Source organism: Streptomyces vinaceus, assembly GCF_008704935.1.
GTDB classification, from domain to species: Bacteria; Actinomycetota; Actinomycetes; order Streptomycetales; family Streptomycetaceae; genus Streptomyces; species Streptomyces vinaceus.
In genome coordinates, this window is record NZ_CP023692.1 from 1,965,455 (window position 1) to 1,981,316 (window position 15,862).

The 15,862-nt window shown below is 71.9% G+C and carries 12 protein-coding genes; 2 read left to right on the forward strand and 10 right to left on the reverse strand.

The genetic code is table 11. The features are described 5' to 3' along the window. Nucleotides 1–13: 13 nt before the first annotated feature. From CP980_RS08525 to CP980_RS08545, 5 genes are all read right to left on the reverse strand, one after another. A complete protein-coding gene (locus CP980_RS08525) occupies nt 14–1,768 on the reverse strand; it encodes a DUF4153 domain-containing protein (RefSeq protein WP_150527895.1) in 1,755 nt (584 codons plus the stop codon). A 214-nt stretch (nt 1,769–1,982) separates the two neighbouring features. Next, complete coding sequence (locus CP980_RS08530) at nt 1,983–2,900, reverse strand: ADP-ribosylglycohydrolase family protein (protein WP_150527896.1); 918 nt, start codon at nt 2,898–2,900, stop codon at nt 1,983–1,985. 11 nt (nt 2,901–2,911) lie between these two features. After that, nucleotides 2,912–3,571, reverse strand: coding sequence for a histidine phosphatase family protein (locus CP980_RS08535; RefSeq protein ID WP_132759219.1), 660 nt, complete (start codon nt 3,569–3,571; stop codon nt 2,912–2,914). A 72-nt stretch (nt 3,572–3,643) separates the two neighbouring features. Next, nucleotides 3,644–4,249, reverse strand: coding sequence for a YdbC family protein (locus tag CP980_RS08540; RefSeq protein WP_030859610.1), 606 nt, complete (start codon nt 4,247–4,249; stop codon nt 3,644–3,646). A gap of 32 nt (nt 4,250–4,281) precedes the next feature. Beyond that, nucleotides 4,282–5,190 (reverse strand): arylamine N-acetyltransferase family protein, encoded by a 909-nt coding sequence (locus CP980_RS08545; RefSeq protein ID WP_229907203.1) that lies wholly within the window; start codon nt 5,188–5,190, stop codon nt 4,282–4,284. Between CP980_RS08545 and CP980_RS08550 the strand changes: the two genes are divergently transcribed. Then, complete coding sequence (locus CP980_RS08550) at nt 5,189–6,148, forward strand: DUF1152 domain-containing protein (protein WP_150527897.1); 960 nt, start codon at nt 5,189–5,191, stop codon at nt 6,146–6,148. The two genes, CP980_RS08545 and CP980_RS08550, sit on opposite strands and share 2 nt — an antisense overlap. 142 nt (nt 6,149–6,290) lie before the next feature. Here CP980_RS08550 and CP980_RS08555 read toward each other — a convergent pair whose 3' ends face one another. Both CP980_RS08555 and nrdR read right to left on the reverse strand, forming a co-directional pair. Continuing rightward, nucleotides 6,291–9,179: a vitamin B12-dependent ribonucleotide reductase gene (locus tag CP980_RS08555; RefSeq protein ID WP_132759221.1), complete on the reverse strand. Its 2,889-nt coding sequence runs from the start codon at nt 9,177–9,179 to the stop codon at nt 6,291–6,293. A gap of 132 nt (nt 9,180–9,311) precedes the next feature. Further along, nucleotides 9,312–9,824: a transcriptional regulator NrdR gene (nrdR, locus tag CP980_RS08560; RefSeq protein WP_099889139.1), complete on the reverse strand. Its 513-nt coding sequence runs from the start codon at nt 9,822–9,824 to the stop codon at nt 9,312–9,314. Between the two features lie 472 nt (nt 9,825–10,296). Here nrdR and lexA point away from each other — a divergent pair, with 472 nt between their 5' ends. Beyond that, a complete protein-coding gene (gene lexA, locus CP980_RS08565; protein ID WP_099889140.1) occupies nt 10,297–11,088 on the forward strand; it encodes a transcriptional repressor LexA in 792 nt (263 codons plus the stop codon). 76 nt (nt 11,089–11,164) lie between these two features. Here the strand turns inward: lexA and CP980_RS08570 are convergent, their stop codons facing one another. The 3 genes from CP980_RS08570 to CP980_RS08580 all read right to left on the reverse strand — a co-directional run bounded on the left by CP980_RS08570 (nt 11,165) and on the right by CP980_RS08580 (nt 15,857). Next, nucleotides 11,165–13,135 carry an ATP-dependent DNA helicase gene (locus CP980_RS08570; RefSeq protein ID WP_150527898.1) on the reverse strand — a complete coding sequence of 657 codons (1,971 nt, stop codon included), beginning with the start codon at nt 13,133–13,135 and terminating at the stop codon, nt 11,165–11,167. Nucleotides 13,136–13,187: 52 nt separating this feature from the next. Beyond that, on the reverse strand, nt 13,188–15,068 hold the full coding sequence (locus CP980_RS08575) for an IucA/IucC family protein (protein WP_229907204.1): 1,881 nt from the start codon (nt 15,066–15,068) through the stop codon (nt 13,188–13,190). Between the two features lie 81 nt (nt 15,069–15,149). Then, nucleotides 15,150–15,857 (reverse strand): GNAT family N-acetyltransferase, encoded by a 708-nt coding sequence (locus tag CP980_RS08580; protein ID WP_150527899.1) that lies wholly within the window; start codon nt 15,855–15,857, stop codon nt 15,150–15,152. Nucleotides 15,858–15,862 lie beyond the last annotated feature (5 nt).

A 15,862-nucleotide genomic window follows, 5' to 3' on the forward strand; every position in this document is an offset into this window, starting at 1 on the left:
CGCGATCCGGCCGCTATCCGGTGCGGCCGTGGAAGGTGCCCAGGCTCCGGCACACCTCGTACGAGGCCGTCACCGGGCGCTCGTGCAGGATCTGCCGGGCCCGGTACTCGCCGAGGCTGATCGCGTACCAGGGCACCCGACCGCGGCGCGACAGGTCGTCGTTGACGCCGCGCAGGGCGCAGGAGCGCCGGGGTTCGGGCAGCCGGTCCAGCGCGGGCACGGCGTCCGCCGACAGGTCCTGGACGTAGGCCAGGTCCAGCTTGGCGGTCCGCTCGAAGCGGGCCACGTTCGTCTCGGCGACCATCCCGTCCGGGGACAGGAGCCCGAAGGCCAGGACGGCGGCGGCCGTGCCCGCCGCGACCGCGCGCGGCAGCAGGCGGGCGCCGAAGACCCCGGCAGCCATGATCAGTACGATGACCAGCCCGAGCCAGAGTTCCATCGCGGCCACGGACACGCGCAGCCGGGTCAGCCCGTACGCATCCACGTACAGGTCCATCCGGCGCAGCGCGGAGGCGACCACGACCAGGGTCAGCGCGCACAGCGTGCCGAGGACGGCGCGTACGAACCGGCGGTCGCCGGCTCCGGCGCGCGGGGCCCAGCGCAGGGCGAGCGCGATCACGGCGAGGGTGAGCAGGGTGGCCCAGAGCAGCTGCCAGAAACCCTGACGGGCGTACTCGGCGTAGGTGAGCCCGGTCCTCTCCAGGACCCTGTCGTAACCGCCGAACAGGACCGCGAGCTGGACGGCGTTGAACCCGGCGAAGAGCAGGTCGAGCACGATGAGCGGGAGCGCCCACTCGACGCGCGAGCGCGGCTTCCCCGGCTCGATCCGGATCCGGTCCCAGCGCGAGGGCGCGGCGGCGGCGCGGGCGGCGGCGAGTGCGAGGACGGCGCCGAGCAGGAAGAGCACGAGGCGCACGGGTCCGTCGCCGAGGGAGACCTCGGGGGTGAGCCCGTCCAGCAGGTCCGCGAACGCGGCGTCGGCGGAGGCGAACAGGGTGCCGAAGAGCACCAGCAGGACGAGGGCCACGGCGGTGGCCTTCACCACGGGAAGCCAGCGGGCGCGGTCGACCCCGCCGCCGCGCGAGCGCAGGCCGCTCCAGGCCCAGCGGACCCCGAGCACGGCGGAGTCGACGAAGCCCAGCGGGCTGAGGAGGACACCGGGCCAGGTGCGGCTGCCGTGCAGGGCCAGCGCGCCGAGCAGGACGGCGGCGAGCAGGGCGAGGACGCAGGGCCAGGCGGCGTCGCGCAGCGCGGGTATGCCGAGGAGGACGACGCAGCCCAGGGCCCAGGTCACGCTCCAGGCCCGCGCGCGGCGCCGGGCCGCGCGGGCGGCGAGGTAGGCGCCGGCGATGGCGGGCACGGCGGCGATCAGCAGCCCGAGCCCCGCCCCGTCGCCGAGGAACAGGCCCGCGGCGAGGCCGGCCAGGGCGGCGGCGAGGAGCACGGCGGTGGGCACGGGCCCGGCCGAAGCGGGCCGGGCGGCCTCGGCCCAGGCCGGCGGTGTGACGGACCAGGCGCCGGAGGCGGCCCGCCGGCGGCGCACCTGGAAGGTCTGCCAGGCCTTGGGATCCCACCCGTCCGGCGCCCCGCCGCCGGCCTCTCCGCCGGCCCCCTCCGCAGCCTGCGCCGGGGCCACACCGGCAGCGTGCGCCCCGGGCCGCCCCGGCGTGTGCGCTCCCGGCCCGCCCGTCCTCGCCGCCGGCCGCGCGGGATCGGCGGGCGAGCCCCCGCTCGCGTCGTCGGGCGCGCCGTCGGTCTTCTCCGGCATCGGTTTCCCCTCCCCTGTCGGCCGCCCGCGCCATCACGACGGAGGCGGCGGCCAGGTTAGGCCCGTGACGTGCGGGTCCTGCCCGCCCGGAAGACCCCTGTGGCAGGACCGTGACAATCGGAACGAGCCGTGCCCCACGTCCGCCGACAGCCCCCGCGCCGGTGGCCGACGTGGGCGCGCGGCGGGGGTACGGCGGGGTGCGGCGGGGTGCGGCCTAGTGCGCCGCCGTCTCCGGCAGCCAGGCCGGGAGGGCCTCCGTACGGGCCAGCCAGGCGGCCGGCAATGCCGCGTCGCCGCGCGCTCCCAGCACCCCGCCCACGATGGCGCAGGTCGTGTCCACGTCCCCGCCCACCTGCGCGGTGGTCCAGAACGCCCGCTCGTAGTCGTCCAGCGACCGCGCCGCCGACCACAGGGCGAAGGGCACCGTGTCGTGCGCGCTCGTCCGCCGTCCGCACCCCAGCACCGCCGCGACCGTCGTCGCATCGCCGTAGTCGAGCATGTCCCGCGCCCGCCGCAGCCCCGCCCCGACGGCACTGCGCGGCACCAGCGCGATCACCCCGTCCAGCAGGTCACCGGCTTTCGGCGGACCCGCCGGATCGGCCGCCAGCGCGGCCGCGGCCGCCACGGCCATCGCCCCGCACACCGCCTCGCGGTGCTGGTGCGTGGTGTAGGCGGAGATCTCCGCCTGGTGCGTGGCCTGCTCCGGATCGTCGGCGTACCAGGCACCCAGCGGAGCGATCCGCATCGCCGCGCCGTTGCCCCACGAGCCCTGCCCGTTGAACAGCTCGGCGGCCAGCGTGCGCCAGTCCTCGCCCTCGCGGACGAGGCGGAGCATCCGGTTGACGGCGGGACCGTAGCCGCGGTCGAAGTCGTGGTGGTGGGCGAAGGAGCTCGCCAGGGCGTCCTGGTCGATGCGCCCGTGCGCGGCGAGGACGGCCACCACCGAGCAGGCCATCTCGGTGTCGTCGGTCCACTGCCAGGTCCCGGTTCCGGCGGGCAGCTCGCGGCGCTTGAGGAGGGGGTAGTTCACGGGGACGAAGTACTGGGAGCCCAGGGCATCACCCAGGGCCAGCCCGCGGAGGCTGGCCATGGCGCGTGCGTAGCGCCGTGCGGAAGCGGAGTCAGCGGTCATCCCGCGTCAGTTTAGCCGTCCAGGTCATAAGGCTCGGGTGTGGTCCACCTCTCAAACGGGCGGTCCATCCGGTAGCGGCCGTCCGGCCCCAGCACGAGCACCCGGAATTCACCGTTCCCGGGATTGGACAGCGCCTCGAACTCGGCCACCGACCAGTGGAACCAGCGCATGCAGAACAGCCGCATGGTCAGCCCGTGCGTCACGAGCAGCACGTTCGGCGGGTGGTCCGGCGCCTCGAAACTGCGGTACAGGCTCTCCAGGAACGATCCGACCCGGTCGTACACGTCCGCGCCCGACTCCCCTTGCGCGAACCGGTAGAAGAAGTGTCCGTACGCGTCGCGGTACGCCTTCTGCAGCCGTACGTCGTCCCGGTCCTGCCAGTTCCCCCAGTCCTGCTCGCGCAGCCTCGGCTCCTCGCGCATCCGTACGCGGGCCGGGTCCAGCCGCAGTTCCCGGAAGGTCTGGAGGGTCCGGCGGTACGGGGAGACGTACGCGCTGATGGCCTCGTCCCCGAACAGCTCGCGCAGCCGTACGCCGGCCTCCGCCGCCTGCTCGCGGCCCTGGCCGGTCAGCCTCAGGGCGTGGTCGGGCTCCCGTTCGTACACCGTGTCATCGGCATTGCCCTCCGATTCCCCGTGCCGGACAAGGACGATGCGCCGTGGTCGTGCCATTCCCCGACCCTATGCGGCCGTCGGCGGGCCGAGCACCCGGGCTCGCCGGTCGGCCCGCCGATCGTCGTACGGTCATACGGTCCAGGAGGGTTCGAGGTCGACGACGTCCCCGGTGAGGGCTTCCACGTCGGCCTCGGTCTGGGCGCGCAGCGAGAGCCGCTCGACCCGCTCCTGGCGGTACTTGCCGTGCTCGGCGGCGGCGTGCCACATCGACAGGACCAGGAACTCCCGGCCCGGCGCCTCCCCGAACAGGCCCCGGATCATTCCGGGTGAGCCGGCCATGGCCGGGTTCCACACCTTCTCCTGCATGAGGGCGAAGTGGTCCACCCGCCCCTCACGCACCCGGGTGTGGGCGACCCGCACCACGTCCGCGTCGGTGAAGCGCGGCTCGAAGCCGGTCTTCACGTCGAAGCGGTGGTCGAAGAGCGTGACCCGCGCGTTCGTGTACGTCCCGGTCTGGGACGCGGCGAGCCGGTCGTGCGAGCGGGCCATGAAGGAGTCGTAGAAGGAACGGCTCTCCCAGAACGCGAAAACATGCGCGACCCCCTGACGTCCCCGGCTCCAGCCGCCGCCCTGTCCCCGGAATCCCGGCTCGCCAGGCAGCCCCGCCCATTTGCGCTGCCCGCGCTCGAACCCGCGTCGGTCCGTCACCGTGCAGCGAATCCACTTGACCAGCACCGCGCCATCGTACGGGCCCGGCGCGGCCCCGGTCAGTCCCCAGCGCGGTTGATCCGCACCAGTTCCTCCGCATCCCGCCCGGACAGCCGAAGCCCGAACTCCCGGTCGAGCAGCGCGAGGAGCTCGTCGGGGTCGACGGAGCTCCGCTCGTCCCGGCCGTCGGCGTGGAGCCGGGCGAGCTCGCGCCCCACGAGCGCCCGGCGGACGGGGTGCCGGACGGAGTCTCCCGGGTGCTGGACGATGACCCGCCCGACGAAGACGGACCGGGGATGGGTGGAGCTGTAGTGGTTGAGCAGGACGTAGTCGACGGGGTGGTAGCGCTGCGGGGAGAAGGCGTACAGGTCCCGCCGGACGCCCTCGCGCAGGATGGACAGCGCGAGGATCCCCTCGTCCTCCTCGCGGACGGCGTACGTCCACTCCCCCTGCACGACGTCGGCGCCGGGGCGCGCCAGCGGGACGGGCTCGCGCGGCCCCTGATGCCCGAACCCGGCGTCGCACAGCCAGGGTTCGCCCTCGACGGTGACGACGAGGACGGCGTGCGTCACCGCGAGCAGGGTGTCCCCCCGGGTGCGGTTGCGGGCGCCGCGCCCGGAGACCTCGAAGCCGATCCGCTCCAGGGCGGCGGCCAGCAGCGAGTTCTGCTCGTAGCAGTAGCCGCCGCGGCGGCCGTGCACGAGCTTCTCCTCCAGAGCCTTGACGCCCAGCTCGACGGGGCGGCCGAGCAGCACGTCCAGGTTCTCGAAGGCGATGGCACCGGTGTGGGCCCGGTGCACTGCGTACAACGTCGGGAGGTCCGGGCGGAGTTCCCCGTCCTTCCCGACCGGCCCGTCGTAGCCGATCCGCGCCAGATAGGCACCCAGATCCAGCTGCTCACCGCTCCACATGTCACTCCCCCGTCTCCCCGCCACCCGGTCCGGGTCGCCCCGCACAATGATCTCCATGACCGCCCTGCACACCAACCCGCTCTTCGACCGCCTCGCCGACGCCGAACGCATCCTGGTCGCCGGCGCGGGCGGCGGCTTCGACGTCTACGCCGGTCTCCCCATCGCCCTGTCCCTCCTCCACCAGGGCAAGGAGGTCCTCCTGGCCAACCTCTCCTTCAGCCACCTCGCCGGGCTGCCCCTCGCGGACTGGGCCGCCCCCGACCTCGCCACCATCACCCCGCGCACCGCGCCCCATCAGACGTACTTCCCCGAGCGGACACTGGCCCGGTGGCTGGAGGCCCACGACTACCCGGCCACCGTCTACGCCTTCCCCCAGACCGGGGTGCAGCCGCTGCGCGCCGCCTACCGCGCGCTCATCGTTCTCCACCGCATCGACGCGGTCGTCCTGGTCGACGGCGGGACCGACATCCTGATGCGCGGCGACGAAGCGGGCCTCGGCACCCCCGAGGAGGACCTGACCAGCGTCGCGGCCCTGGCCGCCCTCGACGACGTACCGTGCCGCCTCGTCGTCTCGGTCGGCTTCGGCGTGGATGCCTACCACGGGGTCAGCCACGCCCTGGTGCTGGAGAACATCGCGGCGCTGGAGCGCGAGGGCGCGTACCTCGGCGCCTTCTCCATACCGCGCGCCACCCGTGAAGGCGCGCTCTTCCTCGATGCGGTCGCCCATGCCCAGGAGCACACCCCGGACCGCCCCAGCATCGTGAGCGGCTCGATCGCCGCCGCCGTCCGCGGCTCCTTCGGCGACGTGCAGTTCACCACCCGCACCAGCGGCAGCGAGCTCTTCGTGAACCCGCTGATGTCGCTGTGCTTCGCCTTCGACCTGCCGGGCCTGGCCGCGCGCTGCCTCTACCTGGACCGCATCGAGGACACCCACCTGATGCGCCAGGTCCATTCCCGGATCGCGGAATTCCGCGAGGACCTCATCCCCCGCCCGGCCCGCCGCATCCCCCACTGACCCCGCGCTCGCCATCCGGGGCTGCCGAACGGCCGGGTACGCGAAGAGGGAGCCGCCTGAAGGCGGCTCCCTCTCTCATCTGCCGGTCAACGGCCCCGGCAGGGGGTGCTCAGTGATGCGTCGGATGCGACGGCGCCCGGTGTCAGCTGCAGCCGCTCGTGGAGCCGCAGCCCTCGCAGATGTAGCAGGAGCCGGCGCGCTGCATCTTCGTACCGCAGGAGAAGCAGAGCGGGGCGTCGGCGGAGACGCCGAGCTGCATCTCGACGAGTTCGGCGCTGGAGTGCGCCGTCTTCGGGGCCGGGACCTCGATGACCGCGGCCGGCTTCGGGGCCGCAGGGACGGCCGCCAGCGGGGCGGACTGGGCCAGGGACTCCGTGTCGACGTCCTCGTCGAGCGGCTCGTAGGAGCCGGTGTCGAGGTGGCGCTGACGCTCCTCGGCGGTGTGGATGCCGAGCGCCGAGCGGGTCTCGAAGGGCAGGAAGTCCAGCGCCAGGCGGCGGAAGATGTAGTCGACGATCGACTGCGCCATCCGCACGTCCGGGTCGTCCGTCATGCCGGCCGGCTCGAAGCGCATGTTCGTGAACTTCGAGACGTAGGTCTCCAGCGGGACGCCGTACTGCAGACCGACCGAGACGGCGATCGAGAAGGCGTCCATCATGCCCGCGAGGGTCGAACCCTGCTTGGACATCTTCAGGAAGACCTCGCCCAGACCGTCGTCCGGGTAGGAGTTGGCCGTCATGTAGCCCTCGGCGCCACCGACCGTGAAGGAGGTCGTGATGCCCGGGCGGCCCTTGGGGAGGCGCTTGCGGACGGGGCGGTACTCGATGACCTTCTCGACCGCCGCGCGGATGGTGTCCTCCGCCTTGGCGGTGACCTCCTCCTTCTCCTCTTCCTTCTTCTTCGCGGAGAGGGGCTGGCCGACCTTGCAGTTGTCGCGGTAGATCGCGAGCGCCTTGACGCCCATCTTCCACGCCTCGAAGTAGATCTCCTCGATCTCCTCGACGGTCGCCGTCTCCGGCATGTTGACCGTCTTCGAGATCGCGCCGGAGATCCAGGGCTGGATCGCGGCCATCATGCGGACGTGGCCCATCGCGGAGATGGAGCGCTCGCCCATCGCGCAGTCGAAGACCTCGTAGTGCTCGGGCTTCAGGCCCGGGGCGTCGACGACCACGCCGTGCTCGGCGATGTGGGCGACGATCGCCTCGATCTGCTCCTCCTGGTAGCCCATGCGACGCAGGGCCTGCGGGACGGTGCCGTTGACGATCTGCATGGAGCCGCCGCCGACGAGCTTCTTGAACTTGACCAGGGCCAGGTCCGGCTCGACACCGGTGGTGTCGCAGGACATCGCGAGACCGATGGTGCCGGTCGGCGCGAGGACGGAGGCCTGGGAGTTGCGGAAGCCGTTCTTCTCGCCGAGGCGCAGGACGTCCTGCCAGGCCTCGGTGGCCGCGGCCCAGATCGAGTTGTCCAGGTCGTCGGTGCGCGGGGCGACGGCGTTGGCGTCGGAGTGCTGCTTCATGACGCGCTTGTGCGCCTCGGCGTTGCGGGCGTAGCCGTCGTACGGGCCGACGATGGCGGCCAGCTCGGCGGAGCGCTTGTACGCGGTGCCGGTCATCAGCGAGGTGATCGACGCGGCGAGGGTGCGGCCGCCGTCCGAGTCGTACGCGTGGCCGGTCGCCATCAGCAGGGCGCCGAGGTTGGCGTAACCGATGCCGAGCTGGCGGAAGGCGCGGGTGTTCTCGCCGATCTTCTGCGTCGGGAAGTCCGCGAAGCAGATGGAGATGTCCATCGCGGTGATGACGAGCTCGACGACCTTGGCGAAGCGCTCGGCGTCGAAGGACTGGTTGCCCTTGCCGTCGTCGTCCAGGAACTTCATCAGGTTCAGCGAGGCGAGGTTGCAGGACGTGTTGTCCAGGTGCATGTACTCGCTGCACGGGTTCGAGGCGGTGATGCGGCCGGACTCGGGGCAGGTGTGCCAGTGGTTGATCACACCGTCGTACTGGATGCCCGGGTCGGCGCAGGCCCACGCGGCCTCGGCCAGCTTGCGGAAGAGGGCCTTGGCGTCGACCTTCTCGATGACCTCGCCCGTCATGCGGGCGCGCAGGCCGAACTCGGTGCCGTTCTCGACGGCCGTCATGAACTCGTCGTTCACGCGGACGGAGTTGTTGGCGTTCTGGTACTGGACGGACGTGATGTCGTCGCCGCCCAGGTCCATGTCGAAGCCCGCGTCGCGCAGGGCGCGGATCTTCTCCTCTTCCTTCACCTTCGTGGCGATGAAGTCCTCGACGTCGGGGTGGTCCACGTCCAGGACGACCATCTTGGCCGCGCGGCGGGTGGCGCCGCCCGACTTGATCGTTCCGGCGGACGCGTCGGCGCCGCGCATGAAGGAGACCGGACCGGAGGCGTTGCCGCCGGAGGAGAGCAGCTCCTTGGAGGAGCGGATGCGGGAGAGGTTCAGGCCGGCGCCGGAGCCGCCCTTGAAGATCATGCCCTCTTCCTTGTACCAGTCGAGGATCGACTCCATGGAGTCGTCGACGGCGAGGATGAAGCAGGCGGAGACCTGCTGCGGCTGGGGCGTGCCGACGTTGAACCACACCGGGGAGTTGAAGCTGAAGATCTGGTGCAGGAGGGCGTAGGTCAGCTCGTGCTCGAAGATCTCCGCGTCGGCCGGGGACGCGAAGTAGTCGTAGTCCTCGCCGGCCTTCGTGTAGGTCTTCACGATGCGGTCGATGAGCTGCTTGAGACCGGTCTCGCGCTGCGGGGTGCCGACCGCGCCGCGGAAGTACTTGCTGGTGACGATGTTGACCGCGTTGACCGACCAGAAGTCGGGGAACTCGACGCCACGCTGCTCGAAGTTCACCGAGCCGTCGCGCCAGTTCGTCATGACGACGTCACGCCGCTCCCAGCTCACCTCGTCGTACGGGTGCACGCCGGGGGTGGTGTGGATGCGCTCGATCCGCAGGCCGCTCTTGGCAGTCTTGGTCCCCTTGGCGCGGGAACCTCGTGCCGAGCCGCTCGCCGTCTCTGTCATGCCGCTTCCTCCCATATGCGGGCAAAAACGCCCTAAAGTGCCAGCGTTATTCCGCAGCACTGCCTGTCTTGTATCTACGTTTCTTCGCCTGGCTGTCCCGGGGCGCGGCCGCGCTGCACTGCGGCCGTCCGGTCAGTCGGCGGCGGAGGCGGGCACGGGGACCCCAGCGGTCCGGCCGGGCTCGCACTCTTGGGGGTGAGGCCGCGGCACGCGGAGTTCCGCGATGGCGGTCTCGAAGTCTTCGAGGGTGTCGAACGCCTTGTAAACGGACGCGAACCGCAGGTACGCGACCAGGTCGAGCTCCTGCAACGGGCCGAGTATGGCCAGACCCACGTCATGGGTGGTCAGCTCGGCGCTCCCGGTGGCGCGCAGCGCCTCCTCGACCCGCTGGCCGAGCTTGGCGAGGGCGTCCTCGGTCACCGGCCGTCCCTGGCACGCCTTGCGCACGCCGGAGATGACCTTGGTACGGCTGAAGGGTTCGGTCACCCCGCTGCGCTTGATCACCATCAGCGAGGCCGTCTCCACCGTCGTGAAGCGACGGGAGCAGTCGGGGCACTGACGGCGCCGACGGATCGACGTGCCGTCGTCCGTGGTGCGGCTGTCGACGACGCGGCTGTCGGGGTGCCTGCAGAAGGGGCAGTGCATGGTTCCCTCACCCTCCCTCTTGGCACGACTGAATCACCTCACGAGGCCCCTGAACGACCGGGACGGGTCCAGGTCGGGGGCTCGCGAAGCAGCCACCAGCATATGCGATACCGAGCGCCTCGGCGGACCGGGGACCACAACTTCTGGGTGGCAGCGCTCATCCAACCACTAGATCTTGGGTTGTGGTGGATTTACTTCGTTCCGCGTGTCGCCGCGCGCGATGCCCGGACGGGGTGGCTCCCGGTGCCACACTGGGCACAGGACCGGAAGGCGGCGATCCGATCGGGAAGGGTACCGTAACCAGCGGACGCCGGACCGAACCCGCGTTCGGCGGACCGATCGTCCATACACCCCTCGATGTGCCCAGGTTGGACGATCCGCGATTTTTCACTCGAACGTGTGTTTGGCGCAACCTTTCGAAAGCAACTACCGTTGTCCAGCTAGGGAGAACATTTCGAGAGGGGCCGCCGACGTGACCACCACCGCAGACAGTGCCACCATCACTGCCCAGAACCGCTCCCAGAGCCGACTCGAGCCGGTGCATCCCATGAACGACGCAAGTCTGAACCCGGAGGCGGAGCCCACGCGCGCCGCACGCTCGCTGCCAGGGCGGCCTCCAGGCATCCGCGCCGACAGCTCCGGGCTCACGGACCGGCAGCGAAGGGTCATCGAGGTCATCCGCGACTCGGTGCAGCGCCGCGGCTACCCGCCGTCGATGCGGGAGATCGGCCAGGCGGTCGGCCTGTCCAGCACCTCGTCGGTGGCCCACCAGCTGATGGCCCTGGAGCGTAAGGGCTTCCTGCGCCGGGACCCGCACCGCCCCCGGGCGTACGAGGTCCGCGGCTCCGACCAGCCCAGCTCGCAGCCCACGGACACCACCGGCAAGCCCGCCGCCTCGTACGTCCCGCTGGTCGGCCGGATCGCGGCCGGCGGCCCGATCCTCGCCGAGGAGTCGGTGGAGGACGTGTTCCCGCTCCCCCGCCAGCTCGTGGGCGACGGTGAGCTCTTCGTGCTGAAGGTCGTCGGCGACTCGATGATCGAAGCGGCCATCTGTGACGGCGACTGGGTCACGGTCCGTCGCCAGCCGGTCGCGGAGAACGGCGACATCGTGGCCGCGATGCTCGACGGCGAGGCCACGGTCAAGCGCTTCAAGCGCGAGGACGGGCACGTCTGGCTGCTCCCGCACAACGCCGCCTACCAGCCGATCCCCGGTGACGAGGCGACCATCCTCGGCAAGGTCGTCGCGGTATTGCGCCGGGTCTGACCGCGCGCCCCTTCCTAGCCAACCCCCGGGACCCACTGCGCCGGTCCCGGGGGTTGTTTTCGTCCCGTGCGGACTGCTACTTCCCGTCAGCCTGAGCTGCGGCGTCGATGGCGGCCAGTGAGCGGCGCACCTGGTTGCGGTCCGTGGTGTACCAGAAGTCCGGCAGCGTGGCCCGCAGGAAACTCCCGTACCGGGCCGTGGCCAGCCGGGGGTCCAGGACCGCGACGACGCCCCGGTCGCCGGAGGCCCGTACGAGCCGGCCCGCACCCTGGGCCATCAGCAGCGCCGCATGTGTGGCGGCGACGGCCATGAAGCCGTTGCCCCCGTGCTGCTCGACCGACTTCTGCCGGGCGCTCATCAGCGGATCGTCCGGCCGCGGGAACGGGATGCGGTCCATGATCACGAGCTGGCAGCTGGGACCGGGCACGTCCACGCCCTGCCAGAGCGACAGCGTCCCGAACAGACACGTCTTCGGGTCCGCCGCGAACGCCTTGATCAGCTCGCCCAGGGTCTCCTCGCCCTGGAGCAGGATCGGGTTGTCCAGCCTGCCGCGCAGCTCCTCGGCCGCGGCCTTCGCACCCCGCATGGAGGAGAACAGGCCGAGCGTGCGGCCGCCGGCCGCCTCGATCAGCTCGGCGAGCTCGTCCATCATGTCGCCGCGCGTGCCCTCGCGGCCGGGCGTGGCCAGGTGCTTCGCGACGTAGAGGATGCCCTGCTTGGGATAGTCGAACGGCGAGCCTACGTCCAGGCCCTTCCAGACCGGGGCGTCCTCCCCCTCGACCCCTTCCGCGGACAGGCCCAGCGAGGCCGCGACCCCGTTGAAATCGCCGCCCAGCTTGAGGGTCGCCGAGGTGAGGACCACCGAGCGGTCCTCGAACAGCTTCTCGCGCAGCAGCCCGGACACCGACAGCGGGGCGACGCGCAGGCTGGCCCCGAAGCGGTCGTGTCGCTCGTACCAGACGACGTCGTACTCGGAGCCGAGCAGGATCCGCTCGGCCACCGCGTGGACGCCCTCCACCGCGGCCAGTGCCTGCTTGCGGACGGCGTCCTCGTCGTGGACCGACTTGTCGCGGGTCGCGCCCATCGCCGAGATGACGTTGCGCGCCGCGTCCCGCAGGGCCGCCAGCGCGTACCCGAGGTCCTCGGGAACCTCCTCCAGCCGGCCGGGGAGCGCCAGCTCCATGACCCGCTCGAACGATTCGGACGCGGTCTGGAGCGAGTCCGCGGTCTTCTCGTCGACCAGCTTGGCGGCGCGCTTCACGGCCCGGTTGACCTGGCCGGGGGTGAGCTCGCCGGTGGCGACCCCGGTCACCCGGGAGACCAGCTCGTGCGCCTCGTCCACGATCAGCACCTCGTGCTGCGGCAGCACCGGGGCGCCTTCGATGGCGTCGATGGCGAGCAGCGCGTGGTTGGTGACGACCACGTCGGCCAGCTTGGCCCGCTCGCGGGCGGCCTCGGCGAAGCACTCCGCTCCGTACGCGCACTTCGTCGCGCCCAGACACTCCCGGGAGGAGACGGAAATCTGCGACCAGGCCTTGTCCGAGACGCCGGGGGTGAGGTCGTCGCGGTCGCCGGTCTCGGTCTCGTCCGCCCAGTCCCGCAGGCGCAGCAGGTCCTGGCCGAGCTTGCTGGTCGGGGCGGCCGCCTCGAACTGGTCGAAGAGGCCTTCCTCCTCGTCCTGCGGGGCGCCCTCGTGCAGCCGGTGCAGGCACAGGTAGTTGGACCGGCCCTTGAGCATGGCGAACTGAGGGCGGCGGCGCAGCTGCGGATGCAGCGCGTCCACCGTCCGGGGCAGATCGCGCTCGACCAGCTGCCGCTGGAGGGCGAGGGTGGCCGTGGCCACCACCACGCGCTCGCCGTGCGCGAGGGCCGGTACCAGGTAGCCGAGGGACTTTCCGGTGCCCGTGCCGGCCTGGATCAGCCGGTGCGTGTTGTCGTCGATCGCTTCGGCGACGGCTTCGGCCATGGCCACCTGGCCGGGCCGCTCCGTGCCGCCGACGGCGGAGACGGCGGCGTGCAGCAGGTCGGGGAGAGAGGGCTTCGTCATAGCAATGACAACCCTACGGGGCGCCACCGACAGTGACCGCCACGACCGGGATTCATGGCCGGTACAAGGGGTTGGGCACGGTGCCGTACTCCACCGCGTGCGGGCGGTCCGGGCGGTCGCGGTAGCCGTCCTCGTACAGCCGGTTGCGGTTCAGGCAGAGCCGCCCGATGCGCTCGCCGAGCAGGTCGAAGAGGGCGTGGCGCTCCTTGAGCTCGGGGAAGCGGAGGTGGTGGCGCAGGATCTCCGCCCGTACGAGCGACCAGAACTCTTCCTCCGGGACGCCGAGGCGGTCCTCGCACAGGGCGCAGAGGTAGCGGAAGACCCCGACGAAGAGACCGGAGTGGATGTACTGGGGCAGGAAGGCCGCGGGTTTGTCGCGCAGCGCGGCGCGCACCTCGGCGGGCACGCCGGCGAGCTCGGGCAGCGGCTCGCGGCAGATGTTGACCTCGTCGGCGAAGTCCTTGAGGGCGATCCGGACCGGGACGTCGTGCTCGTCGTAGATCACGGTGGCGTTCTCGCCGTGCGGGGAGAAGACGGTGCCGTAGCGGTAGAGGAAGTGGAGCAGCGGGGGCAGCAGGGCCGCGAAGAGCCGCTGGAGCCAGGCCGCCGGTGCGAGCCCGGACCGGGCGACGAGCTCGGCGGTGAAGGAGCGCCCGCGCGGGTCGACGTGGAGGAGGGAGGCGAGCGTACGGGCCCGCTCACCGGGGTCGAGCCGGCCGGTCAGGGGCTCGCGCCAGATCGCGCCGAGGAGCTCCTTGTACTGGTAGGGGGCTTCGGGGAGCTCGTCGTAGACGGGGTGGCGGACGGTGACCGAGGCGACCTCGCCGAGGAGGACCACGCGGCATTCGTCGCGGAGGAAGGGGTCGGCGTCGTGGAGCGAGCGGATCCAGGCGGTGACGGCGGGGGCTGCGGCGCAGCGGTCGGAGGGCAGGCCGCGCCAGACGAGGGTGTTGAAGACGGAGAGCGGCAGCTTGACGCTGTGCCGGTCGGGGTGGGTGAGGTTGAGGAAGGTGCGGATGGACTGCTGGGGGACGCGTATGTCCGGGTCGGCCGGGAGGGGGACCAGGGCGCCCGAGGCGAGGGCCGGGGCGAAGAGGGGGAGCACGATCTCGTCCCACTGCCAGGGGTGGACCGGGAGGTAGAGGTAGCCGAGCGGATCGAGGCCGCGGGCGCGCAGGATCCGGTCGAAGGCGGCCCGGGTGACGGGGTCGAGCTCTTGGGCGTAGAGGCGGGCCGGGTCTTCCAGGCCGGCCGTGCCGCGGTAGGCCGCGAGGGAGGTGTGGGCGGCGAGCCAGGGCAGCCGCTGGCGGGTGCGGGCCTCGGGGGCCCAGGCGGCGGTGTCGGTCGCGGACAGTCCCATGCGGCCCTTGTTGAGGACCAGCCAGGGGTGGCCGGTCTGGTGGCCTTCGAGCTCGGCGTGGTCGAGGTCGGCGAGGACGTCGGCGGTGAGCGCGGTGTGCTCGATCCGGGCGTCGGCGGCGAGGGTGGCGCTGAGCTCGCGGACGAGGTGGCCGAGGGTGGCGCCGTCGAGGCCGAGGAGGGCGCGGGTGCGGACGAGGAAGGCGTACGGGTCACCGAAAGCGGTCGGGGGCTCCGTGGACGGGGGCGGCGGGGTGAGCGTGATGGTGTCGGGGGCGACGTGCCAGCTCCCGTACGCGCGGCGGCGGGCGCGGAAGCCGAGGCTGCTGCCGTCGTCGAGGGTCAGCTGCCAGGCGTCGCCGGCGGCGGTGGCCGGGGCGGGGGCCCGCAAGGGGGTGAGGATCTCCTCGTAGGCGAACTCGGCCAGCATCTTGGCGAGGAGCCGGCGGGCGGCGGACTCCCAGGTCGCGGTGGTGAGCTCGGGGGGCGTGCAGGGGTGCTGGGGGGACGGCGGAACGACAGCTTCCGCGAACGGGTGGCCGGCGGAGTCAGCGGCTTCGGGGAAATTCGGCACGGGACTCCTCGGGCTCGGGAACTTTGCTGCGCGACGCAGAGTTTTCGAAGGGTGAGGCGTGAACGGGGAGGGTCTGATGGATCAGATGAGGTTGCGCAGGGCTCGCTCGCGGATCATCAGCGCCGCCCGCTTCCCGGGGAGGTCGATCTCCGCGGAGCAGCGGAATCCGGAGTTGAGGAAGGCTGAGACGGAGGGGGTGTTGCGGATGTCCGGTTCGGCGATGACACGGGCGCAGCGGGGGCGGTTGTCGAGCACCAGGTCGGCGACGGCGCGCAGCAGGGCCGTGCCCAGACCGCGGCCGCGGTTCGTGCCGTCTCCGATGAGCAGGTGGATACCCGTGTCGTGGGGGCGCGCCGGGTAGTGGCGGGAGAGCGGGTCGAGGTCGGCCCGGTAGATCTCCCAGTAGCTCATCGGCGTGCCGTCGAGGAGGCCGAGGCAGGGGATGCTGTGGCCGTTCCCGTCGAGCTGGGCGCGTACGTGGGCGGCGGTGACGGCGGCGGGGCCGGCGAGCTCCCAGTAGGCGGCCACCTCGGGGTCGTTCATCCAGCCGGTCAGCAGCTCCAGGTCGCGGCCGAGGCGCAGGGGTTCGAGTCGGAAGGGTCCGGCGGGGGTGGCGGCGGTGCCCCAGCCGGCCGGGGAGTCGAGCAGTTCGGCCTCGGCGAGCAGGGGCAGCAGCCGCGCGGTGAGCCGCCGTCCGGGGATCCGGATGCCCGCGGTGGCGGGGTCGACGGTGGCGATGGCGGTTGCGGTGGCGGTGGGCGCGTACGGGGACGTGTCGGTGGGGGGCATCGGCA

Coding starts and splice junctions, on each gene's coding strand:
- CP980_RS08525 (WP_150527895.1), bottom strand. CDS start 1,768: ATGCCGGAGAAGACCGACGGCGCGCCCGACGACGCGAGCGGGGGCTCG.
- CP980_RS08530 (WP_150527896.1), bottom strand. CDS start 2,900: ATGACCGCTGACTCCGCTTCCGCACGGCGCTACGCACGCGCCATGGCC.
- CP980_RS08535 (WP_132759219.1), bottom strand. CDS start 3,571: ATGGCACGACCACGGCGCATCGTCCTTGTCCGGCACGGGGAATCGGAG.
- CP980_RS08550 (WP_150527897.1), top strand. CDS start 5,189: ATGACCGCCCTGCACACCAACCCGCTCTTCGACCGCCTCGCCGACGCC.
- CP980_RS08545 (WP_229907203.1), bottom strand. CDS start 5,190: ATGGAGATCATTGTGCGGGGCGACCCGGACCGGGTGGCGGGGAGACGG.
- CP980_RS08555 (WP_132759221.1), bottom strand. CDS start 9,179: ATGACAGAGACGGCGAGCGGCTCGGCACGAGGTTCCCGCGCCAAGGGG.
- nrdR (WP_099889139.1), bottom strand. CDS start 9,824: ATGCACTGCCCCTTCTGCAGGCACCCCGACAGCCGCGTCGTCGACAGC.
- CP980_RS08570 (WP_150527898.1), bottom strand. CDS start 13,135: ATGACGAAGCCCTCTCTCCCCGACCTGCTGCACGCCGCCGTCTCCGCC.
- CP980_RS08580 (WP_150527899.1), bottom strand. CDS start 15,857: ATGCCCCCCACCGACACGTCCCCGTACGCGCCCACCGCCACCGCAACC.